The sequence below is a fragment of the Pseudomonas sp. AGC41 genome (assembly GCF_057334555.1).
This window is the reverse complement of sequence record NZ_JBHFJB010000028.1, coordinates 12,142-38,710: the sequence shown is the minus strand read 5'-3', so window position 1 is coordinate 38,710 and position 26,569 is coordinate 12,142. Positions and strand designations below refer to the sequence as shown.

Sequence of the window (26,569 nt, the reverse complement as noted above, 5' to 3'; positions counted from 1 at the left end):
GCTTGCCTTCCCGACGTATGAGGGTCGAATGGATAAAGAAAGCGGCATCGAGCAGCGTATGCAACGCTTCTTGGAAAGCCAAGCACATGTGACTCCTTTGGATGGTCATGTGCCACAGCCGCCAGGCGTTAAAATTGCTGACTATTTGTTCTTCGACCGGCAAGCGGTCGTGGAGATGAAGACGCTAGACATCGACCCCAAGAACAAGATCTTGGAAGGCGCTAAGCCGATAATGGAGTCTCCGGAATTTCCGCTGATTTTCGGGGCCTACGATTTGGAGGCTGCAATCAAGTGCACGCCTGGCGGCGAATCACATCTCTTTAATATCTTTTCAAGAGCTACTCGTATGATCGAAGGGGTACTGAGGAATGCCAAGCGACAGATCGCCTCATCCAAGAAGCTGCTGGGCTTAGACCCTGATACCCCTGGGGTGGCCCTAGTTCTTAATGAGTCTGTCGAAAGCATACCCATCTCTCAGCTCGTCGATAGGTTCAGTTTTCGCCTGACAGGTGATGGAAAGGAACCCGCTAGATTTTCGGAGATTGATTTCGTCATCCTTGTCCAGACTACGTATAGGTTGCGTAACACGGATGCACCTGTGGTGCCCACATTTGTCATAAGTAATGATTTCAACGCGCATCGACACCATCTAATCGAAAAAGGGATCGGAGAATTCCTGCGTGATTGGGCATTCTCACAAGGGCACAATTATGTACAAACCAACGACCCCACTAGGCTTCGCTTTGAGCATGTCCAGAAACCGGCTCTATTGCCGAAGTCTCTTCAAGATGTTGTGGAGTTGGCGTATCGCCGACGGCGTTACATGCAGTATTGGAACGATCATGAGCTGATCACCCATGGAAAAAGAGTGGTTGAGAATATGCTTTCGATTGTACTCATCGGAAGACCAAAGCCCTCAGAAGCCAATGCGATGCTTTACATGAAACACTTTGCCGAACTGCTCGAGGAGTGCCGTATTCGCAGCTTTGATTTTAAAAGGATCATGAGCCAGATCCCAAGGGGGGAGTAGAAACCATCCTATCAATCTTTGATCCCGAGCTGTCGCGGTTGATGGATTGGCATGTCTCGTAGCAGTGCCGATGCTTGGCACGGATGCCATCAGTACATGCCGCCTTGCAGATGAGCGCGAACGGCCGCTTTGAGTTGAAGCGGCCGTTCAGCAACGTGGCCATGAGACCAGGCGGCACTATCCAAACTGCCCGGTTTTCGTTTCTTCAACATCTACTTACCAGTCACGATCCTTTCTCGAATGAGGTTGAACAACTCCGCCTGGTAAACTGCGTCGTCCAAGGCATCGTGATTGCCTGAGCTTTCAGGATTCACAACCTTCTCAATTTCGCTTGAGCGGGTCGACTTCCAAGTGCATTGAGAGGTACCAAAGAACATTGATTTGATATCCAACGCCGCGATACCGAAAGGGTTCTCGCCGAGGAACTGATGGAAATAGTAATTCACAAAGCTCCAATCGAATGATGCATTGAAACCCACGAACACTATCGACTGGTCAGAGCCCGCCAGTGACTCCACCCAGGTCTTAAACTGAGACATCGCCTCAACAGGCTCCAGCCCCTCTTTGCGCATCTTCTCCAAGGACAGTCCCGTGACCTCCAGAGCCGCTGGCACAAACTCATCTGAGATAGGCTTCAGATAGCATGAAAAACGCTCAGCTGGGTTCGAAGCGACACATGCGCCGATGGACAGCATGCTGTACTTACCAGGAATTGGACCTGATGCCTCGATGTCGACCGAGATGAAGATTTCATTGTCGCCTTTCATAATTACTCCGTTTGAGCAGGTGCCTGGCTGGAAACCATGGTTTCCCATTACCAGTAATCGAAGCTCTGAGAAAGATTAGCGATGGGATCGGTCGCCCCGCATCCCCCATTTTCTAGCCGATAAAACAACCAGGTCGTCTACTTATCTTCCATGACCGGAGACGGACGCATCGCAAGAATCGAGTCGGTCAAGTCCTTGTAGCTCAGCGGCCGATCTGGGAAGGCTTTAGCCATTGCAGTCGGGTAGAGACGAGTTCGGATATCGGAGTATGTCCATGCTGGTTGACCATTCCGCTCTCCAGTGACGGCTGCCAGCTCGGAGAGTTGCTTGTCCGTAAGCTCCATGCCTACCAGATCCATGCTGAACAGCTCTTTCCGCTCAGTTGCATCTGGGCGGGTGAACTCTTCAACGATGGCTGCTCGACGACGAAGTGCCGCGTCCAAGACGGAAAGCCGGTTAGTGCACAAAATCATCACGATCCGACCGCCATATTTTCGCAGTTCGTCCACACCTTGGATCAAGGTATTCACCGCCACTTTATCCTCGTGGTGACTCTGGCTCTGCGAGCGGGAAGCTGCAATCGAGTCGCCTTCGTCGATGATAAGAATCGCCCGGCGCTTTTTACCAGCTGCTTCGATAACTTCTGCAAAAGCCTGGGTCAGCAGTGTGCCCATCTCACCGACCTTGCCGGAACCACGAACACGGTTACTCAGTTTGAACAGGACGGAATCCTCAGCGCGCGAATCGCGGACAATACGGTTGGCAATGCATTCCGCTGTTGCAGTTTTCCCGGTACCAACGTCGCCATGAAAGATCACGAGAGGGTACTGGTCGGCAACCAGATTGCAGATCGGCAGTACACGTTTATGGTGCACCTTGCTCCACTCAGACAATTGGCCCTGATTTAGCAGCAGCTGGAGCTGGTTCTGCACACGCTCGTAGCGGCCCTTAAACCCGAGCAACACTTTCTCACGCTCAGTCAGCTGGGCTTCCGGCAATTCAATCGCCGAGTCAAATACGCTATTGTTGCTCATCGGGTGTAGTCCTTTCGTTCCATACCGTAGCCGTTGCTGGAGTATTCGCGACCACCACTCTGGGTGAGCTGTGAGTGGCTGATGTCGTCGTAGGAGGTCGTCCAGTTGATTTTCAACTTGCCAGACATTTTCTCCCGGGCTTGCTGGGTGTAACTGTCGTTGTAGGACAGAATGATACGCAGGTGGGCACCCGGAATTTTCGGCCAGCGGGCATCACCTGGACGCTGATTGGCCAAGGAGCCAGACTCGTTGACGTAGTACCGAGTGGCCTTTTGCTCAACGCCGTTGCTCAGCAGGGTGAGATCCGCAAATTTCAGGTAGCCGTTCTTGGCCAGGAGCTCGACGTCATAGGCCCATTCTCGTGCCTTGGCTTCAGTTACAGCTTCGCTGCTCGAGGCGATCATCAGGAGGTCGGCAGTGATACGTCGTACGACTGCTTCAATGTCAGTGGTGGTGTAGGTGGTAGTTTGAGTGGCGCTGTAGCTCATGCTGCGTCCTCGACTTTGAAGCCCTTACCGAACAGCTCTTTCCAAATCTCGAAGTCGTCCTCCACCGATGCGAAGTGCGCGGTCTCCCATGACTCCTCAGCAATCTGGACGATCTCCTGGCGCTCTTCCTCGGTGATGCGGCTCGCGACATTGTTCGTGTCGCATACCGGATCGATGATTACGACCGGATCAGAGAATTCGGGCACTCGGCCGTTTTCAGGGAACTTGATGACTTCCTTGAGGCCCGAGTCCGCGATGTAGAGGAGGAAGTCACGGAAGCGCTTCTCCAGCGTGCCGGTCTTCCCTTTCACTTCGAGCACGTGAGCCATGATGAGCTCAATGTGGAAGGACTTAAGCGGGCACTCCTTCCAGGTACGCCAGCGCTTAGCCAGACGAACAAGGGTGCGGAAGTCGGGGTCTTCGTCCTTGCGATCCTTCACGAACTTCACCTGGCAAGGTGCACAGGTTTCCGTCTTTGTCCCGTCGATGCGGTCGAACTGCCAGCCATAGCCATCTTTGCTTGGGTTTTCGATGACTGGAACGATATCGACCTCCAGCCCAGTCCCCACGAAGGTAACCTTCGCTGCCTTGCGCTGGATTTCAAAGTCTTCAACTGACTTGTTGGGGTACAGCTTGATCAGGGCGTCATAGATTTTCTGGCTCAAGGTGGCGAAAGTTTCTTCATCTACCTTCTGGCCGCTGATGTAGAAAACCACGTCAACGTCGGCGGGGTTTTGGGAATTCGGCCGAAGGATGGTGTGCTTGGCGAACGAGCCTGCCTTCACCACCTTCTTGATGGTGATTTTATCCTGTGTCTTCAGACTTTCCTTCAGCGCAGCAATCAGACGATCGACCTGTGCGTTGTAGGTCTCCCGCTTATCCTTCGGCAGGCGCAGCACGTTACTGTCGTAATACTTGATTTGTGTGTTGGTGAGTGGCATGTGCCATTCCCTCCTAGAGATGTTGTGTTAGTCGCAACAGCCTTCCTACCAGCAGCTACACCACATGCCGACGGATGAGATGGCGCGGCGATTCGAGCATCAGGCCCCAATCGCTCTTACGGCTCGCTGTAGGTCACCTCTCCCTCCTCGCTATCCGAAGCCCAAGGAGAAAATTGCGCCTTGCAGCTTGCTAGCGTATGATTACTATACGCATATTTTTTATATGCAGTCTAGTTTTTATACGCTATGAGGTCGATCATGACAACCGAGTCCACACCCACGGACGACCAACCCACCAGCAAGGGACGGCAAGGAGCACGTTGGGGACAGGAGCGTCGCTTGGAGTTCATCGACTACCGACTGCGATGGGATGGGCAGATCAACAGAAGCAGCCTCACTAACTTCTTCGGGATTTCCGTGCCTCAGGCGTCCCTGGACATCACTGAATACACGAAGCTTGCTGAGAACAATCTGGAGTACGACACCCGTGCCCGGGTTTACCGAGCAACCGAGGCGTTCAAGCCCCTCTTCCAGTCCAGTGCCGTCGAGCGCTATCTAGAAGATCTGTTACGGGTAGCTGTTCAGCCAGAGGTGCCATATGGGAGCTTTTTGGGTTGGCAGTCCCCAGTTGCTGCAGTACCTCGGCTAGGTCGTCGGCTCAATGCCGATGTAGTCGGCGAGATTCTGCGCGCGATTCGCGAGGCGGGTTATGTTGAGGTCACCTATCAATCCATGACCGACCCTGAAGGCAGCGAGAGAAATCTGTCCCCACACGCCTTGGTACATGACGGTAATCGCTGGCATGCCCGAGCTTACTGTCACAAGCGCAAAGGCTTTCGAGACTTCTCACTCACGCGAATCAAGCGCTGCAAGTACATGGGGGCCGACCGGGAGCGAGCTTCGGAGGACACTGCCTGGAACACCATCGTTGATGTCGTACTTACCGCACATCCAGATCTCAGCCCCGCTAAGCGCCAACTGATCGAAAGTGATTACCTAATGGAGAGCGGTGAAATGCACATTGAGTGCCGACAAGCACTCCTTCTCTACCTCATGTTTCAGCTTAACCTGACTGATGATCAGGCAGGTCAGAAGCCCGAGGTTGTTCAGGTCGCCCTGAAAAACAAGGATGAAATCCAGACGTTGCTTAAGTCATAACACCTAAAAAATCAGCCAACACTCAACACCTCAGCTACCGGAACTGTCACGATGGCAAACCTTGAAAATGAATTCATTCTAATTGCAGGCAGCATCTCCAAGAAGGCAGAGAAGGCCCCGATCGACCTCGCGCACGACTTCACCCGCGCGGTGACCAAAAGCGTCCTGACCGCAAAGGGTGGCCTGGTCGTCTACCTAGCTGGTCTACCCACCAATGGCGCTGGAGATGCACTGACCTTCGATTGGACGGTGGCCTACGAGGCGGAGAAGTTGTTGGCTGGTTACGCCCCCGCTCGACAGTTGAAGATCATTACCTCCCAACTGGCCATGCGCGAAAAAATGACTCTCGAGCAGCGCACACTCATACGCCGGCTCTCTGCTGAAAATTTCGCAGAAATCATCTACGTCGAGGATGACTTGGTCACCGGCGGAAATATCGGTGATGAGCAAGTGGAAGTGGCCACTGCGATGATTGCCCTGGGCGGTGGTAAGGGAGTTTCCGACCGAGCCCGCAAGATGCGCAGACGGAAGCTTCCCGTGCTGCCATTTGACCTGCAGCTCGGTGGCTTCAGCGAAGATGGCGAAGGCGCACGCGGTCTGCGTGATACCTTCTTCAAGGAGCCTCTTACAATGTTCCACTTCACTGGCGAGCAGGTGAAGGGGCGCCTGGACAGCATGTCTCTGCAGGAGCCGCTCTACGGCTTGGACAAGCTGGCAGACCTTTCCGTTGGACTTTTCCTGGCGGAAATCGAGGCCAAGGAGGCAGCACGCTCTCCAGATCTTCTGGTTATCACGGCCATCGCCATTGAGCTCGCCGCTGCGAAGAAAGTGTTCGGTATCGGCGAGGATGTACCTGCACGCTATTCCAAAAATGGCATTCATTTCTGGCCCGTAACCATACAGCGAGCGGATGGCCCTCTTTCATGTGTAGTTGCCTCTCTTGGCAACGCAGGCAACGTCAATGCAAGCGGCATCACCACACTTCTGTTGTCAGAGCTGAACCCCAAAAAGGTCCTGATGATGGGGATCGCGGGCGGACGTCGTAAAAAATTGAGCCTCGGCGAAGTCATTTTGTCCGAGCGCGTCGTGTACTACGAAGGGGCAGCAGCGCACGCTGGGGGCAAGATTGCGCTACGGCCAGAGATGCAACGCCCCGGGCTTTCTACCCAGCAAGATCTCAATGCTTACTTCGCAACCACATCTCTGCCTGCTCGCCTGCAGGAGCGTGCAGAAAAGCTGGGCTTCACGATTCCGGCAGAGTCCGTCGCGGGGGAAGTTGCAGCAAGGCTAATGGTATCGCCAGCAACCATTGCCTCCGGCGAACTGCTCGTTCGAGACCCAGAGGTCTTCGAAGGCTTCCAAGGCATTCACGAAAAAGCACTGGTAGCTGAGATGGAAGCTTACGGGGTATTCGATGCCTGCGAAAAGCAGAACGTGCCTGTATTGGTCGTCCGCGGAATCAGCGATTACGGCGACACGACCAAGGACAACACCTTCCACAAGGTGGCTTCGGAAGCTGCTGCCATTGTGACTCTTGATTACGCCACACACGGGTGGAGCCGAAGATAAGCTAATCATAATTGGGCGGCGGTGTTCAAACTTGAAGCATTCTCTATAGGTGCTTCTCAGGCGACCCCCGCACGCCCTCTTGTGCCCTGCTCGCCTTGAGATGTTATACCCGTTTCGCGTAATCAAACGTCAGTTCGACTAAGGTGAAAACTCACAGGCGAATTGTGAAGTCCGCGCCACCCAGGGGCAGCGCGCAAGGATGATCCCAAGCAAGCAGCGACATCCGCCATCACCGCACGAAAACAGCACCTCAGCTTAAACCCAGCGCACTGAAAACGACTCGCACAGTCACGTCGAAATTCTCCAGAGTAAGTACATCAATTGGCGAACGACCCTTAAGTCGCTCATGAGGCTCACAGACCGTCCGATAGAGCCTCCACCCATCAACATCCGGAAACCGCGCTAACGCAGCAAGTACCAACTTGTGTCGCAATGGATCAAGCTGCCAATCTGGAATGCGCTGACCACGATTCCCCAGGCTCAGGGACAGAAGGCGTCGAGCCTTGATATCACGGTTGATCTGATCTCGGGATTTGCCTGCCAATTTGGCGAAGACAAGCAGCGGCAAATTACTCGAAGCCTCATAGGTGGCCAGCATCTCAGCACGTTCGCGCTGGATGTCAGACACGTGAGATTTATGCGGTTTTTCAGTCGTCACCGAAAGAGGTACGACAGGCGACTGATGCGACACGACAAGATCCGACTCGTCGTTAACCGAAGCCTTGGGCACCGAGACCGTTGCCACTGGAAAGTTGCCGTTGAACTGAATGGAATTTGCTCTCACGTTTTCAAGTGACGGCAGCGAAGCGGCCCCTTCCAATCGGATGGTAAGCGGTGAGCTTGCCGCTTTCAGCTGGCCCTGCCCCCACAGATCCAGGCGGTTCGCCCAGTCCTGCATCATGGTCCGGCGCTGTTCAACGTACTCCGCGTGGTTGTAAGCCGCACTCACCTTATCCGGATCAGCATGAGAAAGCTGAGCATCCACCCACACCTTCGGGTATCCGATCTCGTTCAACGCCGTCGAGATCGTCGCCCTCATCCCATGACCGGTGAGTTGATCGGCGTACCCCATACGGCGTAACGCGCCATTCAGCGTGTTCTCGCTGATGCGTTTGCTTAGATCACTTCGATGTGCAAACAGGTAGCGCTGCGCAGGGACAACCTGGTCCAGCAAGTAACGCACGATCTCCAGCGCCTGAACCGACAACGGTACGATATAAGGCGGTACATTTTGGATTTGCTTACCTGGCTTTCGCATGGCTAGCTGGAGCTGTTTCACCACCTCCGCGGGTATCACCCACAAGCGCTTCTCCAGATCGAACTGGTCGGGTGTGGCCAAGCGCAATTCGCCCGTGCGGACACCTGTCAGCAACAACAACCGAAGGCCAAGCCGAGTTTGGTTGGCACCGCCGTAATTTCGAAGAGCAACCATCAATCCCGGGAGCTCGTCCATACGAAGAAATGGATTGTGCGTAACCGGAGGTTTGGGGAGTGCAACTACATCAAGGTCTGAAGCTGGGTTGTGTTCCAGCCCCTCGATCTTCACCAGCGCATAGCGGAACAATTGGTTGAACCAGGTCCGGCATTTTTCGGCGGTTGTTAAGGCCTTGCGCTGTTCGATCCTGCTCAGCAAATCCAATAGATCGTGACGATTGATATCGTAGATGGAGCGTCCGCCCAGCGTGGGCAGGACGTCCTTATTGAAGATTCTCAAGATCTGCGAGAGCGTGCTCTGGCGCCCTTCCTTCAGGCTTAGCCTGCGGAACGCTACCCACTGATTGAACACGGCCTCGAAGGTGTGCTCCTTAGCAGCATGAACAGCAAGTCGCTGTTGTTTACGATGCTCATAGGGATTGATGCCCTGGGCAACCAAGGCGCGCGCCTCGTCACGTCGAGTACGTGCATCTTTGAGGGAAATTTGCGGGTAACAACCCAAGGACATGCGCTTCTGCTTGCCCGCCCAGTAGTAGCGGAAGAGCCAGACTTTTCCACCTCTGGCCGTCACGTTGAGTGTGAGACCATCACTGTCACCGAGGGTGTAGTCGTTACCAGTGATTCGGGCATGCCGAACTGTCATTTCTGAGAGTGCCATCGCGAGCTCCTGAACAGAGTCAGGGCCAGATGCTCATCTCGCTACACAATCTGCTCCAGCATTTAACCGATTCAGTGCTCGTCAGAATCCTGGACTCAATTCTGGACTTAAACGCACCGGATAGTGCTGGATTTCAGTGGTTCCCGCTGGAACGAAAAAAGGGCCTAAAGGCCCTGATTTCAATTACTTACAGAATTCAGTGGAACTCTGTAGCGCAATATTTGGAGCGGGAAACGAGACTCGAACTCGCGACCCCGACCTTGGCAAGGTCGTGCTCTACCAACTGAGCTATTCCCGCGTCTTGGTGTGGCGCATTCTATAGATTCAAAACACGCCGTCAACCCTTTGATTCAAAAAAGTTTTATTTCGGATCAACGTCGGTGCGCAGGTGCGGCCAGGCGGCGCGCAGGTATTGGACCATCGACCACAATGTCAGGCCTGCGGACACCAGCAGCAATGCGTAACCCAACAGCACCCAGAAGCTGAAGTCCGAGGGGTTCGCCAACAGGATAACCAGAGCCAGCATTTGGGCGGCGGTTTTCCATTTGCCCAGGTTCGATACCGCAACCTGGGCACGGGCGCCCAGTTCGGCCATCCATTCACGAAGGGCCGATACGACGATTTCGCGTCCGATGATCACCGCTGCCGGCAAGGTCAGCCAGAGGTTGCCGTGTTCCTGCACCAGCAGCACCAGCGCCACCGCGACCATCAGCTTGTCGGCCACCGGGTCGAGAAATGCGCCAAATGGCGTGCTCTGCTCCAGGCGGCGGGCCAGGTAGCCGTCGAGCCAGTCTGTTGCGGCGGCGAAGGCGAAGACCGAGGCGGAGGCCACGTAGCTCCAGTGGTACGGCAAATAGAACAGCAATATGAAGATCGGGATGAGCAGGACGCGTAGAACGGTAATCAGATTTGGGATATTCATCGGCACAACTGGCTACGAGGTTGACGGGCATTCTACTCGCTATGCAGGTTCGCATAAATCGACTCTGCGAGCTTTTTACTGATACCGGGTGCTTTGGCTATCTCTTCGATGCTGGCACGAGACAGCTCCTGCAAGCCACCAAAATGTTTCAACAGGTCGCGCCGGCGCGTCGGTCCAACCCCCGCCACGCCTTCCAGCGTAGACGTACGGCGGGTCTTGCCACGCCGGGCACGGTGGCCGGTGATCGCGAAGCGGTGGGCTTCGTCGCGGATCTGCTGGATCAGGTGCAGCGCTGGCGAGTCTCCCTTCAGGGTGAACTCATGAGCCGCATCGTTCAGGTAAAGGGTCTCGAAACCGGCCTTGCGCGTGGCGCCCTTGGCCACCCCCAGCAGTATCAGGTCCGGAACCGACAATTCATTGAGCACGTCTCGAGCCATGGACAACTGGCCCTTGCCACCGTCCACCAACAGGATGTCCGGCAACTTGCCCTCACCGTCCTTCAGCTTGCCGAAGCGCCGCATCAGTGCCTGGTGCATCGCTGCATAGTCATCGCCCGGGGTAACGCCTTCAATGTTGTAACGGCGGTAATCGGACTTGATAGGCCCCTCCGGACCGAATACCACGCAGGAGGCAACCGTCGCCTCACCGCTGGAATGACTGATGTCGTAGCACTCCAGTCGCTGCGGTGGTTCGTCCAGGTTAAGAACGTCGGCAAGCGCTTCGAATCGCGCCGCCACGTGCTGACGGTTGGCCAAGCGCGCACCGAGGGCCTGTTCGGCGTTGGTCACGGCCAGCTGCTGCCAGCGCGCCCGGGTGCCGCGTACGCGGTGGCTGATGGTCAGTTCGCGACCGCGGAGCTTGTCGATGGCCTCGATCAGGGCTGGGAAGTCTTCATGCACCACGTTGACGATCAACTCGCTGGGCAAGTCGCGTTCCGGGCTGCTGATGTAGTACTGCCCGAGGAAGGCTGCCATGACTTCGGCCACGTCTTCCTCGATACCCACTTGGGGGAAAAAGTTCTTGCTACCCAAAACGCGGCCGCCGCGCACGCTGATCAGGTGGACGCAGGCGCCGCCGGGGTTGATGAACGCCGCAACGACGTCGACATCACCGCTGCCGCCTTCCATGCTTTGCTGGTCTTGCACACGGCGCAGCAGCCCGATCTGGTCGCGCAGCTCGGCGGCGCGTTCGAATTCGAGATTGATCGATGCTTCTTCCATCGCCGCCGACAATTCGTCGGTCAGCGCGTTGCTGCGCCCTTCCAGGAACATCACCGAGTGACGCACGTCTTCGGCGTAGATCTCGGGCTCCACGAGCCCGACACATGGGGCCTTGCAGCGCTTGATCTGGTATTGCAGGCACGGCCGGGTGCGGTTCTTGTAGTAGCTGTCCTCGCACTGGCGAACGAAGAAGGTTTTCTGCAGCAGGCTCAGGCTTTCACGAATGGCCCCGGCGCTGGGGTAAGGACCGAAATACCGCCCCTTGGCCTTTTTGGCCCCGCGATGAATGCTCAGGCGCGGAAACGCCCCATCGGACAGGAACACGTACGGGTAGGACTTGTCGTCGCGCAGCAGGATGTTATAGGGCGGACGCCATTCCTTGATCAGCGTCTGCTCAAGTAGCAGTGCTTCTGTTTCGTTGGCGGTGATGGTGGTCTCGATCTGCGCAATGCGCCCCACCAGGGCCGCGGTCTTCGGCGCGAGGCCGGTCTTGCGGAAATAACTGGCCAGGCGCTTCTTGAGATTCTTGGCCTTGCCGACATAAAGCAGGCGCGCGTCGCTGTCGAACATGCGGTACACGCCAGGGCGACCGCTGCAGGTGGACAGGAAAGCGCTGGGATCAAACAGTTCGGTCATTGTCAGGCGCTGGCATCGACCATGCCGTGTCGCACCGCCAGCAGCGTCAACTCGACATCACTGCTGATCGAAAGCTTTTCGAAGATACGGTAACGGTAGGTATTGACGGTCTTGGGTGACAGGCAGAGCTTATCGGAAATGATCTGGACCTTCTGGCAGCCGACGATCATCAGCGCAATCTGGATTTCCCGCTCGGACAACGCATCGAAGGGCGAGTCGTTGGTCGGTTGGAAAGACTTGATCGCCAGTTGCTGGGCGATCTGCGGGCTGATATAGCGCTGGCCGGCAAACACCAGGCGGATGGCCTGGACCATCTCGTTCAAGCCGGCGCCCTTGGTCAGGTAACCCGCCGCGCCCGCTTGCAGCAGCCGGGTCGGGAACGGGTCTTCTTCACAGACAGTCACCGCGACAACCTTGATGTCCGGATGGCTGCGCAGCAGTTTACGCGTGGCTTCGAGGCCGCCGATGCCCGGCATCTTGACGTCCATCAGCACCACATCGGGTTTCAATTCACGCGCCTTGATCAGGGATTCTTCCCCGGATTCGGCCTGGCCAACCACTTGCAGGCCATCGATGTCAGCCAGCATCCGTGTGATGCCCGTACGGACGAGATCATGGTCGTCGACCACTAACACCCTAATCAAGCAGACACCTCACGATTTGGTCTTGTATGGGTTGCCTCACACCTTAGCAAAAAGCATTCGACAGACCTAGCGCAAAGGGGCAGATAAAAGTTACAACAATCTTCCTGACCCGACATCCGAAACCTCAAGCGGCGACGTCCCGCTGCATCCTTAGAAAACATTCATCCTCGCCGACGACGCGCAGCCCCAGGCGCTCGTAGAGCTCCCTGGCCGGATTATCCTTGAACACCGTCAGACGCAAAGCTGGGCGACGCTCCAGCGCCACCATCGTCCAGACCTGTCCGATCGCCCAAGTTCCCGCCCCCTGCCCATGGAACGCCTTGTCGATCTGCAATTCGCGGATATACAGCGCACGAGCGTCGCGGCTGAGGCTGACGAAACCCAGCGCCTGCTCGCCCCGATGGATGATCCAGTTCTGGCGAATCACCCAGGCCAGATCAAATGCTTCGTCCTGCCATAGCAAATCATGACGCAGATAATAGGCAAGCATATTGCTGCACGTCAGTTGTCGGGCGAATTCGATATCATCGAATTCAGCCGGGCGCCATTCGAAAATCATGTAAACCTCGTCAAAGTGGCACCACCTGCCCTACCCAGCGGTTAGCCCGGGGCAAGCCATCATTGGCCATCAGAACTGCGGCGAAGGCTCGGCTCATGGTTTGTCCTTGGCAGAAAGTGCAGGGGCTGAGTTTGTCACAAAGCCCACCGGACTCAAGCGGCGTGAACGGTGTCATCAAGCCGATAGGATTTTCTTATTGAACCAGCGCGCCGCGCTCTAGTAAGCTGCGGGTCATTCATCGGAGACAGACCATGTTCAACGCCCTTGCACAGCTTCACACCGCCAGCGCCCCGCGCTCGGTTGCGGCTGCCCGGCTGAACAGTGTCCAGACTCCGGTCAGCTTTTATTTTGGGTATTGGTTTAGCCACTGGCGCGCCTGATACCCAACCGGCGCCCATTTAAAACGGGTCGCCTACCAGAGTTTTCCAAACCCCCGGTCGGCCTCCCGACCGGGGGTTTTGTTTTTTCAGGCCCCAGACAATTGCAGCACCAGACAACTTGAGGATCGAACCATGAACTACGCCACTTATTACCGTTACGACAGTTTTGCCGCCTGGCGATTTACCAGCCACCGCTCGGGACAGCCTGCCGCCTCCGATCGGTCACCTACCGGTGGCATGTCTTCACTGCCGGCCATCACGGCCAATTGTCGAACACCCCTATAGGGCCGGCGCGCGGGAACGAACCCGCCGCTCGCCCAGGAAGCCAGATCATGAATTCGTCCGTTTCTGCTTTGCCACTGTCCACCCTCACGCCTGCCAATGAAGCGCTGACCCTGCGTCTGCCAAGCGCTCTGCAGCTCAAACAGCAATTGCCGCTCGCCACTGCGTTGAGTCAACAGGTCGAGACCCATCGCCGAGCGGTGCGCGCGATCCTCGACGGCGAAGACTCCCGCTTGCTGGTCATCGTCGGCCCCTGCTCGATCCACGATCCAGCGTCTGCGCTCGAATACGCCGCCAACCTGGCGCGCCTCGCCCACGAAGTGAGCGACAGCATGCTGCTGGTCATGCGCGCCTATGTCGAAAAGCCGCGCACCACCGTCGGCTGGAAAGGCCTGGCCTACGACCCCGACCTCGACGGCAGTGACGACATGGCTGCCGGCTTGAACCTGTCCCGGGAACTGATGAGAGAGATGCTGCGACTCGGCCTGCCGATCGCCACGGAATTGCTGCAGCCCATGGCCGCTGGCTACTTCGACGATCTGCTCAGTTGGGTCGCCATCGGTGCCCGGACCACGGAATCGCAGATTCACCGGGAAATGGCCAGCGGCCTGGGCATGCCAGTCGGTTTCAAGAACGGCACGGACGGCGGGGTCGGCATCGCCTGCGACGCCATGCGCTCCGCCGCTCACCCTCATCGACACTTCGGAATGGACAGCCAGGGGCACCCGGCGATCGTCCAGACCCAGGGCAACCCCGACACTCACCTGGTGCTGCGCGGCGGCCATCGCGGGCCGAACTACGATCGCCAGAGCGTTGCGCGGATTCATGACGACCTCACCCGCCTCAAGATCCCGGCCCGGATCATGGTCGATTGCAGCCATGCCAACAGCGGCAAGGACCCGTTGCGCCAGCCGCAGGTGTTCCATGACGTATTGGAACAGCGTCTGCACGGGAACCGCGCCCTCATTGGCATGATGCTGGAAAGCCATCTGTTTGAGGGTTGCCAACCATTGGGGCCGACGATGCGCTACGGCGTATCGGTGACCGATGGATGCCTTGGCTGGGAGGCCACCGAGCAACTGCTGCGCCAGGCCGATCGCAAGTTGCGAGTGCAGGCCTGACCCATCTGATAGGGGCCCTCCGTGAAGGGAGGGCCCCGCTCAACCGGGCGTCCGGGTACGCACCTCGATGGTGATCTCCACAGACCGCTGGCTGACATCGTCGAGTCTTTCGACTTGATAGAACAGTCGCACCGACCGGTTTCGCTGCTCCTGCCAATATGCGGCCGGCACCTCGAATACAAGCGGTTGGCCGACCATCGCCTCGGAGATTTCCCGGTCCTGCACATGGGTGTAGGTCCCATTGCATTGCAGACCGACCCATTCGCCCGCTGCCAACCCAGCGCCATCGATGACCACCGTCACCGGACCTTGCAGCGTTTCGATGTCGAGCACTCCTTCGTTCAATCCAGTTACCCGAGGCGCCTTCAGCGCAGGGCGCACCAAGGGGCCGATATTCACGGACAATGACTCGGCCTGGCGTGCCGAGCGGCCATGCCTGACAACGTAGACCAGGCTCAGCCTGCGGCCGACATACGGGGCAATGTGTACAGGGTCGATCCAGAATGACACTTCACGTCCCAACATATGCTTCTCAATGTGCAGCACGTCGTGCCAAAGCGCCTTGTTATCCTGGCAGATACTCAAGGCCAGCCGATCGCCAAGCGCCATCCTGGAATAGGGCCGAATGGTCACCCGCGTCCCTTCCGGCACCCGGGCGGGATCAAGGCTGCCGCCCACCGCATCATCGGCAATCGGCGGCAACAACAGCTCGGGCGTGTCGCCAACTTCAAGCTGCAAGGCCTGGGACACTAGCACGCCGGGAATCCACTTTCCGGCGACCTGGTAGGAGACCTCCAGCGATCCACCGTCGAGCTCAGCGATATGCGGTTCGCGAACAACAAACACCACGTCCCGTCCGACCTGCCGTTCGGTAATAAATCTGCTGGTTTCATGCCGGTAGGGGTCGCCTTCGTTATTGAGTCCATGCCAACGCAGCCGCACTTCATCACCGCTCGTCATCGTCGGATACGGCTTGATAGTGACCACGGCCTTGTTCCAGGCCGGATCCACCACACCACCCCTGGCCTTCGTCAGGGAAGGCGCGGGCAGTCTCGCGCAGCATGGGTCGCTACGCTCCTGCGTCGATGGGTAAGTTTTCATTTTCACGTTCCAGTCCTTTGGAGAAGGCGCCGTTCACATCACGGCGCCGGTGAAGCCATTTGAACCCGCCCGCGACAAATGCGCAGTCAGACAAGTCGACCACGGTCGGTGGGCTGTTGCGCCTGATGTTGTAGCTGCCAGCCGCGACCACTATCGGAAGTGTTCCGGAACCTTCGCCATCGTCCGCGTTGCAGGCGAGTCTTCCTGCTTCTTCTATTCCAGTTTCGCTGGCTTGCCGCGGTTTGGTCCTACACCGCTCGCTTGTTGCCTGCATTAGAGTGGTGGCGGCAAATCCAGGTGAACCTCTTCGAAAAAGGTATGAACATGCAACGGAATGCAAATACTCACTTTCCCATCCTGCTGGTCCATGGTTTGTTCGGGTTCGACAGGATCGGCTCCTTCGGGCTCTTTCAAAACGTCAAACAGGCTCTGCGCACCGCCGGCGCGCGAGTGTTCATCCCGTACCTGTCGGCTACCCATTGCAATGAAGCCCGCGGTGAACAACTGCTGAAGCAGATCGACCGGGTCCTGAAAGGAACCGGCTCCACCAAGGTCAATTTGATCGGGCATGGCCAAGGTGCGCTGGCAGCCCGTTATGCAGGGGCAATAGCGCCCGAACGAGTCGCCTCGGTCACGTCGGTCAGCGGCCCCAACCAGGGCTCGGAACTGGCCGACTTCCTGCGCAAGGCCCTGACTCCCGGGCGGTTGCCGGAGCATGTGGCGAACCGGGTCGCGACACTTTTCGCCGACTTCATCTCGGCACTCAGCGGCCAGGCCCGGCTTCCACAGAACGCCATCGCGGCGCTGGCGGCACTGTCGACGGAAAGCGTGGGCGCGTTCAACGACCGATACCCCCAGGGCCTGCCCCGAAACTGGGGCGGTAACGGTCCGCAACGGGTCAACGGCGTTCGCTACTACTCGTGGAGCGGCACGCTTCAAGACACGCCAGGCGAACCCTCCCCCGCAGCAGGCCCGCTGCATGATTTCTGCCGGGCCTTTTCCGAATACTTCATTACCGAGGCTGGGCAGAACGATGGCATCGTTGGACGCTTCAGCTCCCACTTGGGCAAGGTCATTCGCTCCGATTACCCACTGGACCACTTGCACGCCATCAACCACCCGAACGCCAGTGGACACCGCAAGGGAACAGACCCGGTAGCGCTCTATATAAGGCACGCCGAGCGTTTGCGAATCGTCGGACTCTGATCGACACGTCGCATTTTTGACAACAAAGCCCTACTGATTCCGGTAGGCTGGACGCTTTGAAAACACTGAAGGAGATTTCCCATGGCCAAAGCCACTGCCCGCCACATCCTGGTATCCAGCGAAGACAAGTGCAACGAACTCAAGGCCCAGATCGAAGGCGGCGCTGATTTTGCCGAAGTCGCCAAGGCAAACTCCACTTGCCCGTCCAGCCGTCAGGGCGGTGACCTGGGCTCGTTCGGTCCAGGCCAGATGGTCAAGGAGTTCGACACCGTGGTGTTCAGCGCCCCGATCAATGTGGTCCAGGGCCCGGTCAAGACCCAGTTTGGCTACCACCTGCTGGAAGTCACCAGCCGCCAGGACTGATCCCGGTTTATCGACATGACGGCCCGCCCTTTGGTGGGCCGTCATGTTTGCATGATGCGAGGGGCTGGCGATGAGCGCGCCGCTCGCGTACAAATCCTGGTCATCGATCACCCGGCTCTAAGGCTGACAATGCGACTGGCGTTTCCCTCCTGGCTACTCACTGCCGTGGTCCTGCTGACAGGCGCCGCCGGTGTGAGCGCCGCCCCCAAACATGCCCTGACTGTTTATGGCGAGCCGGCCAAGTACGCCGAAGGCTTCGGCCACTTTGCCTATGCCAATCCCCAGGCCCCCAAGGGCGGCACGATGCGCCGCTCGGCCATCGAGATCGGCCATTTCGACCATATCCTGCCCTATATCGACAAAGGCATCGGTGTCAGCCAGGTCGACGGCATGCTCTATTCGCCGCTGGCCCAGCGTTCGCTGGACGAGCCCTACACCGTCTACGGCCTGGTGGCCGAGAAAATGGAGCGTGCCGAGGACGGTCTGTCGCTGCGCTTCTACCTCAACCCCAAGGCCCGCTTCGCCGACGGCAAACCCATTACCGCCGGGGACGTGCGCTACAGCTTCGAGCTGCTGATGACCCAGGGCAGCCTGCGCTATCGCACACAGTTCGCCGCGGTCAAAGGCGTCGTGGTGGAGTCGCCTCGCAGCGTTCGTTTTGATTTCAAGAACAACGAGAACCGCACGCTACCACTGGATATCGCCACCCTGCCGGTGTTCCCCGAGCATTGGTGGAAAACCCGTGACTTCGCCAATGGCGGCGGCTACGAAGCCCCGCTGGGCAGCGGTCCGTACCGGGTGAGCAAAGTCGACTCGGGTCGCAGCATCACATTCGAACGCAATGCGGACTGGTGGGGTAAGGACCTGCCGGTCAGTCGCGGCTTGTATAATTTCGACCATTTCAGCATTGAATATTTCGGCGACACCGATGTGGCCCGGCAGGTCTTGCGTGGCGGCGCCTACGACTACAACCGCGAGTTCTCCGCCACCGGTTTTGCCATCGGTTACGACAGCCCGGCCCTGCGCGACGGGCGCCTGCAAAAGGCCCACCTCGCCACCGACGCGCCTCAGCCGGCACAGGGCTTCGTGTTCAACCTGCAACGCCCGCAGTTCCAGGACCGCCGCGTACGCCAGGCGCTGGCCATGCTCTGGGATTTCGAATGGAGCAATCGCCAGATGATGCGCAATGCCTATGTGCGTCAGCAGAGCTTCTTTTCCAACACCGACCTCGCCGCTCGGCAACTGCCCGATCCGGCGGAACTGGCGATCCTCGAACCATTGCGCGGCAAAGTCCCGGATGAGGTGTTCACGCAGGTATTCGAGGCACCAAAAACCGACGGCAGCGGCGTAATCCGTGACAAACAGCTGCAAGCCCTGGCGCTGCTCGAACAGGCCGGTTGGAAGCCCCACGGCGACCGGTTGGTGAATGCCGAAGGCGAGCCCCTGAGCTTCACGTTCCTCAACACCCAGAACGGTATCGACCGTCTGCTGTTGCCCTACAAGCGGACCCTGGCGCAGATCGGCATCGACATGAGCATTCGGCGCATCGACTCGTCCCAGTACGTCAACCGACTGATGAGTCGCGACTACGACATGATCATCACCGGTTATCCCGTGAGTACCTCTCCCGGCATGGAACTCTACAATTACTTCGGCTCGGCGGCCGCCAACGATCCGGGTGCAAACAACTACATGGCCTTGCAGAACCCAGCCGTGGATACCCTCATCGACGGCCTGGTCAAGGCCACTACCCAGAGCGACATGCTCCGCCATGCCCACGCCCTGGACCGGGTACTGCAATGGAATTACTACTGGATCCCCAACTACTACCCGCCAGGCAGCTCGACCGTGTGGTGGAATCGCTTCGGTATGCCGAAGGTCCAGGCCAGCAATGACGAAGCCATCGAAAGCTGGTGGGAAGTCAGCACCACGCCGTTGACCAACGAACAGATGACCGCCGAACGCATCAAGCGCAGCGCACCCGGAGGGCATCATTGATGTGGGCTTATATTGCACGGCGCCTGCTGCTGATCATCCCGACGCTGGTGATCATCTTGCTGGTCAACTTCGTGATCGTGCAGGCCGCACCGGGCGGGCCGGTCGAACAGGCCATCGCCCACCTGCAAGGTATCGGCGGCACCAGTGTCGGCAGTTCGGGTAATGCAATGGCCGGCAGCTCGCGCGCGAGCCGTGGCCTGGACCCGCAACTGATCAAGGACATCGAGAAACAATACGGTTTCGACAAGCCCGCCCATGAACGCCTGTGGCTGATGCTCACCAGCTACGCCCGCCTGGATTTCGGCAAGAGCTTTTTCCGCGGCGCCACGGTCACCGACCTGATCCTGGAAAAGATGCCGGTGACCATTTCCCTCGGGCTCTGGGCGACGCTGATCACCTACCTGGTGTCGATTCCGCTGGGCATTCGCAAAGCCGTGCACCACGGTTCGGCGTTCGATGTATGGAGCAGCACCGCGATCATCATCGGTTATGCAATGCCGGCGTTCCTGTTCGCCATGTTCCTGATCGTGATGTTCGCCGGCGGCACCTCGCTCAACTGGTTCCCGGTGCGCGGGCTGGTGTCGGACAACTTCGAATCATTATCGACGCTGGGCAAGATCGCCGATTACTTCTGGCACCTGGTGCTGCCCGTCACCTCGCTGGTCATCGGCGGCTTTGCCACCCTGACGATCCTGACCAAAAATTCGTTTCTCAACGAAATCACCCGTCAATACGTGGTGACGGCACGGGCCAAAGGCATGAGCGAACGGCGTGTGTTGTACGGCCACGTGTTTCGCAACGCGATGCTGCTGGTAGTTTCGGGCATTCCCCAGGCATTCATCAGCGTGTTCTTCGCCGGCTCGTTGCTGATCGAGGTGATTTTCTCCCTCGATGGCCTGGGGCGCATGAGTTACGAAGCCGCGGTGTCCCGAGACTATCCGGTGGTGTTCGGCTCGCTTTTCATTTTCACCCTGTTCGGCCTGCTGATAAAACTCATCGGTGACCTCTGCTACACCCTGGTGGACCCGCGTATCGACTTCGCCGCGAGGAACGCCTGATGTTCAATTTTTCGCCCTTGGGCCGGCGGCGTTTCGAACGCTTCAAGAAAAACCGTCGTGGCTGGTGGTCACTGTGGCTGTTCATCGGCCTGTTCGCCCTGACCCTGGGCGGTGAACTGATCGCCAACGACAAGCCATGGGTGGTGAGCTACCAGGGCTCGCTGTACTTCCCGGTTTTCAAACGCTACACCGAACAACAATTTGGCGGCCAGCTACCGTTCCAGGCCGACTATCGCAGCAACTATGTACAAAACCTGATTCACAAGGACGGCGGCTGGCTGCTCTTCCCGCCCATTCCTTTCAGCGACGACACGCCCAACTACGACCTCAACCAGCCGGCGCCAAGCCCGCCGTCGACGGTCAACTGGCTGGGCACCGATGATCAGGCCCGTGATGTCCTGGCGCGAGTGATCTTCGGCGCACGGGTGTCGATCCTGTTCGCCCTGGCCTTGACCGCCATCAGTGCGCTGATCGGGATTACCGCCGGCGCCTTGCAGGGTTATTACGGCGGCTGGGTGGATCTGCTCGGGCAACGCCTGCTGGAAGTCTGGTCCGGGTTGCCGGTGCTTTACCTGCTGATCATCCTGTCCGGTTTCGTGGAACCGAATTTCTGGTGGCTGCTGGGGATCATGGCGCTGTTCTCCTGGCTGGCGTTGGTGGACGTGGTGCGCGCCGAGTTCCTGCGCGGGCGCAACCTGGAGTACGTGAAAGCGGCAAGGGCCTTGGGCCTGACCGACCGCAAGGTGATCGTGCGGCACATCCTGCCCAACGCCATGAACGCGACCTTGAGTTACCTGCCGTTCATCCTCACCGGCGCGATATCCACCCTGACGGCCCTGGACTTTCTTGGCTTCGGCATGCCGGCCGGCAGCGCGTCCCTGGGGGAGTTGATTGCCCAGGGCAAACAGAACCTGCAGGCGCCGTGGCTGGGTTTGACGGCGTTTTTCACCCTGGCACTGATTCTGTCGCTGCTGGTGTTCATTGGCGAGGCGTTGCGCGACGCCTTTGATCCCCGGTCTTGAAACGGAGCTTTTAGATGAGCGACAACCTGATCGAAATCCGCAACCTGAACGTGGCCTTCAACGACCTGCCGGTAGTGCGCGACCTGTGCCTGGATATCCGCCCTGGCGAATGCCTGGCCCTGGTGGGCGAATCCGGCTCAGGCAAGTCGGTGACGGCTCACTCGATTCTGCAATTGCTGACCGACAGCGGCGCATGCACCACCGGCAGCATTCGCTATCGAGGCCAGGAACTGGTGGGCGCCGCGGCCAAGACCTTGCGTGAGTTGCGCGGCAATCGGATCGCAATGATTTTCCAGGAGCCGATGACGTCGCTGAATCCATTGCACAGCGTCGAAAAACAGATTGGCGAGACATTGATGCTGCACAAGGGATTGGGCGGCAAAGCGGCGCGTCAGCGTATCCTGGAACTGCTCGACCTGGTGGGTATCCAGAACCCGGCCGAACGGCTCAAGGCCTATCCCCACCAACTATCGGGCGGTCAGCGCCAGCGGGTCATGATCGCCATGGCCCTGGCCTGCGAACCGGAGTTGCTGATTGCCGACGAGCCGACCACCGCCCTGGACGTGACGGTGCAACGCAAGATTCTCCTGCTGCTCAAGTCATTGCAGCAGCGGCTCGGCATGTCCCTGCTGCTGATCAGCCATGACCTCAACCTGGTGCGCAGCATCGCCCAGCGGGTGTGCGTGATGAAGGCGGGAGAAATCGTCGAACAGGCGCCATGCGAAACGTTGTTCAGCGCACCGCAACACCCCTACAGCTGCGAACTGCTGCACGCCGAGCCGGAAGGCGAAGCCCTGCCCCGGGACGAGCGGGAAGACGTGTTGCAGGTTGAGGATTTGCGGGTCAGCTTCCCCATCGGTGGCGGGCTGTTGCGGCGCAAGCAATACCTGCGCGCCGTGGATGGCATCAGCCTGAGTATCCAGCGCGGCAAGACCCTGGGCATTGTTGGCGAATCCGGTTCCGGCAAGTCCACGCTCGGCCAGGCGATCCTGCGGTTGATCGAATCCGAAGGCAGCATCCGTTTCAGCGGCGCAGCCCTGGATCAGTTATCGCAAAAAGAACTGCGGCCTTGGCGCAAGCAGATGCAGATCGTCTTCCAGGACCCGTTTGGCAGTCTCAGCCCACGAATGTCGGTGCAGCAGATCATCAGCGAAGGCCTGGAGGTCCACAGCAGATCCAGCGCCGAGCAATGCGAATCTCAGGTGATCCAGGCGCTCAAGGAAGTCGGCCTCGACCCGCAGAGCCGGCATCGGTACCCGCACGAGTTTTCCGGCGGCCAACGCCAGCGCATCGCCATCGCCCGGGCGCTGGTGCTCAAGCCCGCGCTGATCCTGCTGGACGAACCAACTTCGGCGCTGGATCGCACGGTGCAGAAACAAGTGGTCGCCCTGCTCCGCCAGCTCCAGGAAAAACACGGCTTGACCTACCTGTTCATCAGCCACGACCTGGCGGTCGTGCGAGCCCTGGCCCATGACTTGATCGTGATCAAGGACGGCAAGGTCGTCGAGCAAGGCGCCAGCCACGACGTATTCGACTCGCCCCGCCACCCTTATACCCAGGAGCTGTTGGCGGCGGCGCATCCCGGGACGGCGTGACGCGATCAGGCGTCGCCGCGCTGGTCCATGGCGTGGGCAAACTCGCCGATGACCTCGACCACCTGTTGCGCACCGCGATGAATATCCAGAATGACCGTGCCCGCCTGGTTTGCCAACTTCACGCCCTGCTCTGCCTTGAGCGTGCTGGATTGCATGCTGGTCACCGCCTGCCTGGCCAGTTCGCGGTTCTTGCCGACCACGTCGGAGATGGCCACGGTGGCCTGGCTGGTGCGGCGCGCAAGGTTGCGCACCTCATCGGCGACCACCGCAAAACCACGGCCTTGCTCCCCGGCCCGAGCCGCTTCGATGGCGGCATTGAGTGCCAGCAGGTTGGTCTGCTCGGCGATTCCCCGGATGGCGTCGACGATGCTGCCGATTTCTTCGGACTGGGCGCTCAACGCGCCAATGCCCATGGCGACCTGCTGCAATTCATCAGCGATGCTCTGCACCACCGTCACGGTCTGCTGGACAACCGAGGTGCCCAGCTGAGTGTGCTCATCGGTTTTGCGCGACGTTTCGAAGGCCAGTCGCGCCGCTTTTGATTCAGTTTGGCGCTGCTCGACTTCGCGAGTGCTGTCAGTGGCGAACTTGACCACGCCATATAAACGACCATTGGCGTCGTAGAGCGGGTTGTACGTCGCTTGCAGCCAGACCGTCGCGCCTCGTTTGTCGACACGCTGGAACAACCCGCTCATGTATTGGCCACGGTTCAGCGCGGCCCAAAAGCCGCGATAGGCTTCGTCCTGCACTTCGCTGGGATTGCAAAACACGCGGTGGTGCTGGCCGAGCACCTCTTCGCTTCGGTACCCCATCACCTTGAGGAAATTCTCATTGGCGCGCACCACGGTTCCGCTCAGGTCAAACTCGATGACCGCCATCGAGCGGTCGATCGCCTGCATGACGCTGGACTCGGCCCGGGCGCGAAGCACGCGCTCATGGCTGTTGCGCACCAGCTGGACCACGCGCTGCACGCCCGAGCCCTGATCGCGCACCGGGGCGTAGCTTGCTTCCACCCAAATCCCGCCGCCCGTACGCCGCAGGTGCAGAAACTGAGCCTCGGCGCTTTCGCCGCGTGCCAATCGCTGCCACAACGCCGCGTTTTCCCGACTGCTCCCATAAGCCGGTTCGCAGAACATCGAGTGATGCTTGCCCAAGACTTCGTCAAGGGAATAGCCGGTCATCTCGAGAAAAAGCGGGCTGGCACCGAGCACCTCTCCCGTTACCGTGAACTCGACGACTGCCAGGGCGCCGTGGAGTGCCGCGCGCTCTGCTTCAAGGATCGCCTGCCTGGCCTGGATCTGGTGCAAAGCGTCCTGGTGCTTGCGAGTGCGAATGAACATGGGTGCGGCTCCCGGAGACGTTAAGTGCGTGGCAATGGCCCGCCTGAGGGCCATGCCCCTGGCTAGACGCCATTAAGCCATCACTTACCAAAACCTGTACAGTTTTTTGTTTTTGTACAAGTAATAATTTTGCTCCTTGGGATTGGCGAGTCAGTTCCAGCCCATCTTCCAACGCTTGCTGTCCCGCAGCGCCTGCCAGTCCAAAAGCTCGGTGCGTGCGCTGTGAACAGCCTGCAACTCGACTTGCATCGGCACGCCCTGCTCATCGCTGAGTAACTGGATGACAAGGAAATGCTTTTCTCGGTTGACCGGCGCGCATGCCGTCCACTTGGACAGCTTGAGCTTTCGAGGATTAAATTTGTTCATGGAGTGCTCGTAATTTCATATACATATCGAGGCAACTGTACAAGTTTTGTATTGCCAGTTAAACCACGTCGCCTCAGAAGGGAGTTTGGATCAGCCTGCTTGCCCCGGCATAATGCGGCCGAACGACCGGCTGCCTTCTGCAAGCCCGCCCTCCGTGGAAATGCCCGATGAATCCCACCGAAAGTCTCAAGGACTACAAGCGCGTACGCACGCTGGCGATCCGCTCGCTATTCGAGATCATCGAGCAATCCAGCGAAGGCACGGTCATTGTCGACCGCGATGCGAATATCGTCTGGATGAACGAGCGCTACGCCCGTCGCTTCGGCCTGAATTCAGCAGAGCAGGCCATCGGCCGCGCCTGCGAAAGCGTCATCCCCGGCAGCTTGCTCCGAGAGGTGGTGCGTACCGGCCGACCGATCCTCCTGGACATGCAGGACACCCCCAAGGAGCCGCTGGTGGTGATGCGCCTGCCGATCCACGACAGTGCCGGCGCGGTGATCGGCGCCATCGGCTTTGCCCTGTTCGATGAGTTGCGCAGCCTGTCGCCGATGCTCAAGCGCTACCTGAGCATGCAGGAAGAACTGGCCTCCACCCGCTCATTGCTGCGGGCGCGGCAGACCAAGTACAACTTTGCCCACTTCATTGGCACCAGCAACGCCGGCCTTGAGGTCAAGCGCCGCGCTCGACGCAGCGCAAGCACCGATTCGCCGGTACTGCTGCTCGGCGAAACCGGCACCGGCAAGGAACTGCTGGCCCAGGCAATCCACAGTGCTTCGCCGCGGGCGCACAAGGCGTTTGTCAGCATCAACAGCGCTGCCATTCCCGAATCGCTGCTCGAAGCCGAGTTCTTCGGCACCGCGCCGGGGGCTTTCACTGGCGCCGACCGCAAGGGCCGCGCCGGCAAACTGCAGATCGCCCAAGGCGGCACGCTGTTCCTCGACGAGATCGGCGACATGCCGCTACCGCTGCAAAGCAAGCTGCTGCGAGTACTGCAGGAAAAGGAATACGAACCGGTCGGCTCCAACGAGGTGTTGCAGAGCGATGTACGGGTCATTGCCGCGACCTCCACCGACCTCGAAGCGGCAATCAAACGCGGCGAGTTCCGCGCCGATCTCTATTACCGTCTCAACGTGCTGCCGATCCAGGTCCCGCCGCTGCGCGAGCGCCTGGATGACCTGCCGGCATTGAGTGAGGCGATCCTCGAAGAACTGCGCAGCCAGCACGAACTGCACCGCGACGCCCTCGACCTGCTGGGCCAGCACGCCTGGCCGGGCAACATTCGGGAATTGCGCAACGTGCTGGAACGGGCGGCGTTGCTCAGCGACGACCTGATGCTCAGCGCAGCTGACATCCGCGCGGCCATCGGCACCTTCATCCCGGTTGCGCGCACAACAGGCCCGAGCCTGGAGCCGTTATTGGCGCAGGAAACCTTCAGCCAGGCCCGGGCTCGATTTGACCGGCACTTGATCGAAACCACCCTCGCGCAATGCGATGGCAAGGTAGTCGAGGCGGCCGAGCGGTTGGGGCTGGGGAGATCGACGTTGTACAAGAAAATGGTGGCGCTGGGGATTGCGGAGTCTCAATAAAGAGACTCAAGTCTCTTTTTTTAGACTGGTGATCCTGGAGCGCTGCGCGCTCTTCGCGAGCAGGCTCGCTCCCACAGGTATAGCGTTCTGT

Annotated in this window: 22 protein-coding genes, 1 tRNA gene and 2 pseudogenes; 11 read left to right on the top strand and 14 right to left on the bottom strand. The window is 58.7% G+C overall.

The window, feature by feature from the left end:
* Positions 1-28 precede the first annotated feature (28 nt).
* The gene (locus tag ACE04F_RS04880; RefSeq protein ID WP_486105273.1) at positions 29-1,030 is read left to right on the top strand and encodes a hypothetical protein; all 1,002 of its coding nucleotides are present in this window, start codon (positions 29-31) and stop codon (positions 1,028-1,030) included.
* Between the two features lie 212 nt (positions 1,031-1,242).
* Here ACE04F_RS04880 and ACE04F_RS04875 read toward each other — a convergent pair whose 3' ends face one another.
* The 4 genes from ACE04F_RS04875 to ACE04F_RS04860 form a co-directional block, all read right to left on the bottom strand.
* On the bottom strand, positions 1,243-1,797 hold the full coding sequence (locus ACE04F_RS04875; RefSeq protein ID WP_486105272.1) for a 3'-5' exonuclease: 555 nt from the start codon (positions 1,795-1,797) through the stop codon (positions 1,243-1,245).
* A 137-nt stretch (positions 1,798-1,934) separates the two neighbouring features.
* Entirely contained in the window at positions 1,935-2,831 is an 897-nt protein-coding gene (locus tag ACE04F_RS04870) for an AAA family ATPase (protein WP_486105271.1), read from the bottom strand.
* On the bottom strand, positions 2,828-3,319 hold the full coding sequence (locus ACE04F_RS04865; RefSeq protein ID WP_486105270.1) for an HORMA-1 domain-containing protein: 492 nt from the start codon (positions 3,317-3,319) through the stop codon (positions 2,828-2,830). Before ACE04F_RS04865 ends, ACE04F_RS04870 begins: the two co-directional genes overlap by 4 nt.
* Positions 3,316-4,260: a CBASS oligonucleotide cyclase gene (locus ACE04F_RS04860; RefSeq protein ID WP_486105269.1), complete on the bottom strand. Its 945-nt coding sequence runs from the start codon at positions 4,258-4,260 to the stop codon at positions 3,316-3,318. Before ACE04F_RS04860 ends, ACE04F_RS04865 begins: the two co-directional genes overlap by 4 nt.
* Before the next feature lie 339 nt (positions 4,261-4,599).
* Here ACE04F_RS04860 and ACE04F_RS04855 point away from each other — a divergent pair, with 339 nt between their 5' ends.
* Both ACE04F_RS04855 and ACE04F_RS04850 read left to right on the top strand, forming a co-directional pair.
* A complete protein-coding gene (locus ACE04F_RS04855; RefSeq protein WP_486105268.1) occupies positions 4,600-5,418 on the top strand; it encodes a helix-turn-helix transcriptional regulator in 819 nt (272 codons plus the stop codon).
* Between the two features lie 51 nt (positions 5,419-5,469).
* Positions 5,470-6,987, top strand: coding sequence for a phosphorylase family protein (locus ACE04F_RS04850; protein WP_486105267.1), 1,518 nt, complete (start codon positions 5,470-5,472; stop codon positions 6,985-6,987).
* A 250-nt stretch (positions 6,988-7,237) separates the two neighbouring features.
* On the opposite strand, the gene ACE04F_RS04845 is transcribed toward ACE04F_RS04850, so the two are convergent.
* The 6 genes from ACE04F_RS04845 to ACE04F_RS04820 form a co-directional block, all read right to left on the bottom strand.
* Positions 7,238-9,079 carry a tyrosine-type recombinase/integrase gene (locus ACE04F_RS04845; protein ID WP_486105266.1) on the bottom strand — a complete coding sequence of 614 codons (1,842 nt, stop codon included), beginning with the start codon at positions 9,077-9,079 and terminating at the stop codon, positions 7,238-7,240.
* Between the two features lie 222 nt (positions 9,080-9,301).
* Positions 9,302-9,377, bottom strand: a tRNA-Gly gene (locus ACE04F_RS04840).
* A gap of 63 nt (positions 9,378-9,440) precedes the next feature.
* Positions 9,441-10,001: a CDP-diacylglycerol--glycerol-3-phosphate 3-phosphatidyltransferase gene (gene pgsA / locus ACE04F_RS04835; protein ID WP_030141409.1), complete on the bottom strand. Its 561-nt coding sequence runs from the start codon at positions 9,999-10,001 to the stop codon at positions 9,441-9,443.
* A gap of 32 nt (positions 10,002-10,033) precedes the next feature.
* Complete coding sequence (gene uvrC, locus ACE04F_RS04830; RefSeq protein ID WP_486105265.1) at positions 10,034-11,857, bottom strand: excinuclease ABC subunit UvrC; 1,824 nt, start codon at positions 11,855-11,857, stop codon at positions 10,034-10,036.
* A 2-nt stretch (positions 11,858-11,859) separates the two neighbouring features.
* Positions 11,860-12,501: a response regulator transcription factor GacA gene (gacA, locus tag ACE04F_RS04825; RefSeq protein ID WP_003200277.1), complete on the bottom strand. Its 642-nt coding sequence runs from the start codon at positions 12,499-12,501 to the stop codon at positions 11,860-11,862.
* Between the two features lie 124 nt (positions 12,502-12,625).
* Entirely contained in the window at positions 12,626-13,060 is a 435-nt protein-coding gene (locus tag ACE04F_RS04820) for a GNAT family N-acetyltransferase (RefSeq protein ID WP_486105264.1), read from the bottom strand.
* Between the two features lie 712 nt (positions 13,061-13,772).
* Here ACE04F_RS04820 and ACE04F_RS04815 point away from each other — a divergent pair.
* Positions 13,773-14,843, top strand: a complete 1,071-nt coding sequence (locus tag ACE04F_RS04815; protein ID WP_486105263.1) for a 3-deoxy-7-phosphoheptulonate synthase — start codon at positions 13,773-13,775, stop codon at positions 14,841-14,843.
* Positions 14,844-14,882: 39 nt separating this feature from the next.
* Here the strand turns inward: ACE04F_RS04815 and ACE04F_RS04810 are convergent, their stop codons facing one another.
* A complete protein-coding gene (locus tag ACE04F_RS04810) occupies positions 14,883-15,944 on the bottom strand; it encodes a hypothetical protein (protein WP_486105262.1) in 1,062 nt (353 codons plus the stop codon).
* Positions 15,945-16,268: 324 nt separating this feature from the next.
* Here ACE04F_RS04810 and ACE04F_RS04805 point away from each other — a divergent pair, with 324 nt between their 5' ends.
* The 6 genes from ACE04F_RS04805 to ACE04F_RS04780 all read left to right on the top strand — a co-directional run bounded on the left by ACE04F_RS04805 (position 16,269) and on the right by ACE04F_RS04780 (position 23,186).
* Positions 16,269-17,150 (top strand): esterase/lipase family protein, encoded by an 882-nt coding sequence (locus ACE04F_RS04805; RefSeq protein WP_486105261.1) that lies wholly within the window; start codon positions 16,269-16,271, stop codon positions 17,148-17,150.
* A gap of 81 nt (positions 17,151-17,231) precedes the next feature.
* Positions 17,232-17,513, top strand: coding sequence for a peptidylprolyl isomerase (locus ACE04F_RS04800; protein ID WP_007912303.1), 282 nt, complete (start codon positions 17,232-17,234; stop codon positions 17,511-17,513).
* Between the two features lie 129 nt (positions 17,514-17,642).
* Complete coding sequence (locus ACE04F_RS04795) at positions 17,643-19,511, top strand: extracellular solute-binding protein (RefSeq protein WP_486105343.1); 1,869 nt, start codon at positions 17,643-17,645, stop codon at positions 19,509-19,511.
* Positions 19,511-20,569 carry a microcin C ABC transporter permease YejB gene (locus ACE04F_RS04790; RefSeq protein ID WP_305495286.1) on the top strand — a complete coding sequence of 353 codons (1,059 nt, stop codon included), beginning with the start codon at positions 19,511-19,513 and terminating at the stop codon, positions 20,567-20,569. Before ACE04F_RS04795 ends, ACE04F_RS04790 begins: the two co-directional genes overlap by 1 nt.
* The gene (locus tag ACE04F_RS04785; RefSeq protein WP_486105260.1) at positions 20,569-21,591 is read left to right on the top strand and encodes an ABC transporter permease; all 1,023 of its coding nucleotides are present in this window, start codon (positions 20,569-20,571) and stop codon (positions 21,589-21,591) included. Before ACE04F_RS04790 ends, ACE04F_RS04785 begins: the two co-directional genes overlap by 1 nt.
* A gap of 14 nt (positions 21,592-21,605) precedes the next feature.
* A complete protein-coding gene (locus ACE04F_RS04780; RefSeq protein WP_486105259.1) occupies positions 21,606-23,186 on the top strand; it encodes an ABC transporter ATP-binding protein in 1,581 nt (526 codons plus the stop codon).
* A 5-nt stretch (positions 23,187-23,191) separates the two neighbouring features.
* Here the strand turns inward: ACE04F_RS04780 and ACE04F_RS04775 are convergent.
* From ACE04F_RS04775 to ACE04F_RS04765, 3 genes and pseudogenes are all read right to left on the bottom strand, one after another.
* Positions 23,192-23,638: pseudogene (locus tag ACE04F_RS04775) on the bottom strand (methyl-accepting chemotaxis protein); the annotation flags it as partial.
* Positions 23,639-23,746: 108 nt separating this feature from the next.
* A pseudogene (locus tag ACE04F_RS04770) lies at positions 23,747-24,526 on the bottom strand (PAS domain-containing protein); the annotation flags it as partial.
* A 150-nt stretch (positions 24,527-24,676) separates the two neighbouring features.
* Positions 24,677-24,892 (bottom strand): TIGR02450 family Trp-rich protein, encoded by a 216-nt coding sequence (locus ACE04F_RS04765; RefSeq protein WP_486105258.1) that lies wholly within the window; start codon positions 24,890-24,892, stop codon positions 24,677-24,679.
* 167 nt (positions 24,893-25,059) lie between these two features.
* Between ACE04F_RS04765 and ACE04F_RS04760 the strand changes: the two genes are divergently transcribed.
* Complete coding sequence (locus ACE04F_RS04760; protein WP_486105257.1) at positions 25,060-26,478, top strand: sigma-54 interaction domain-containing protein; 1,419 nt, start codon at positions 25,060-25,062, stop codon at positions 26,476-26,478.
* The last annotated feature ends 91 nt before the right edge of the window (positions 26,479-26,569 follow it).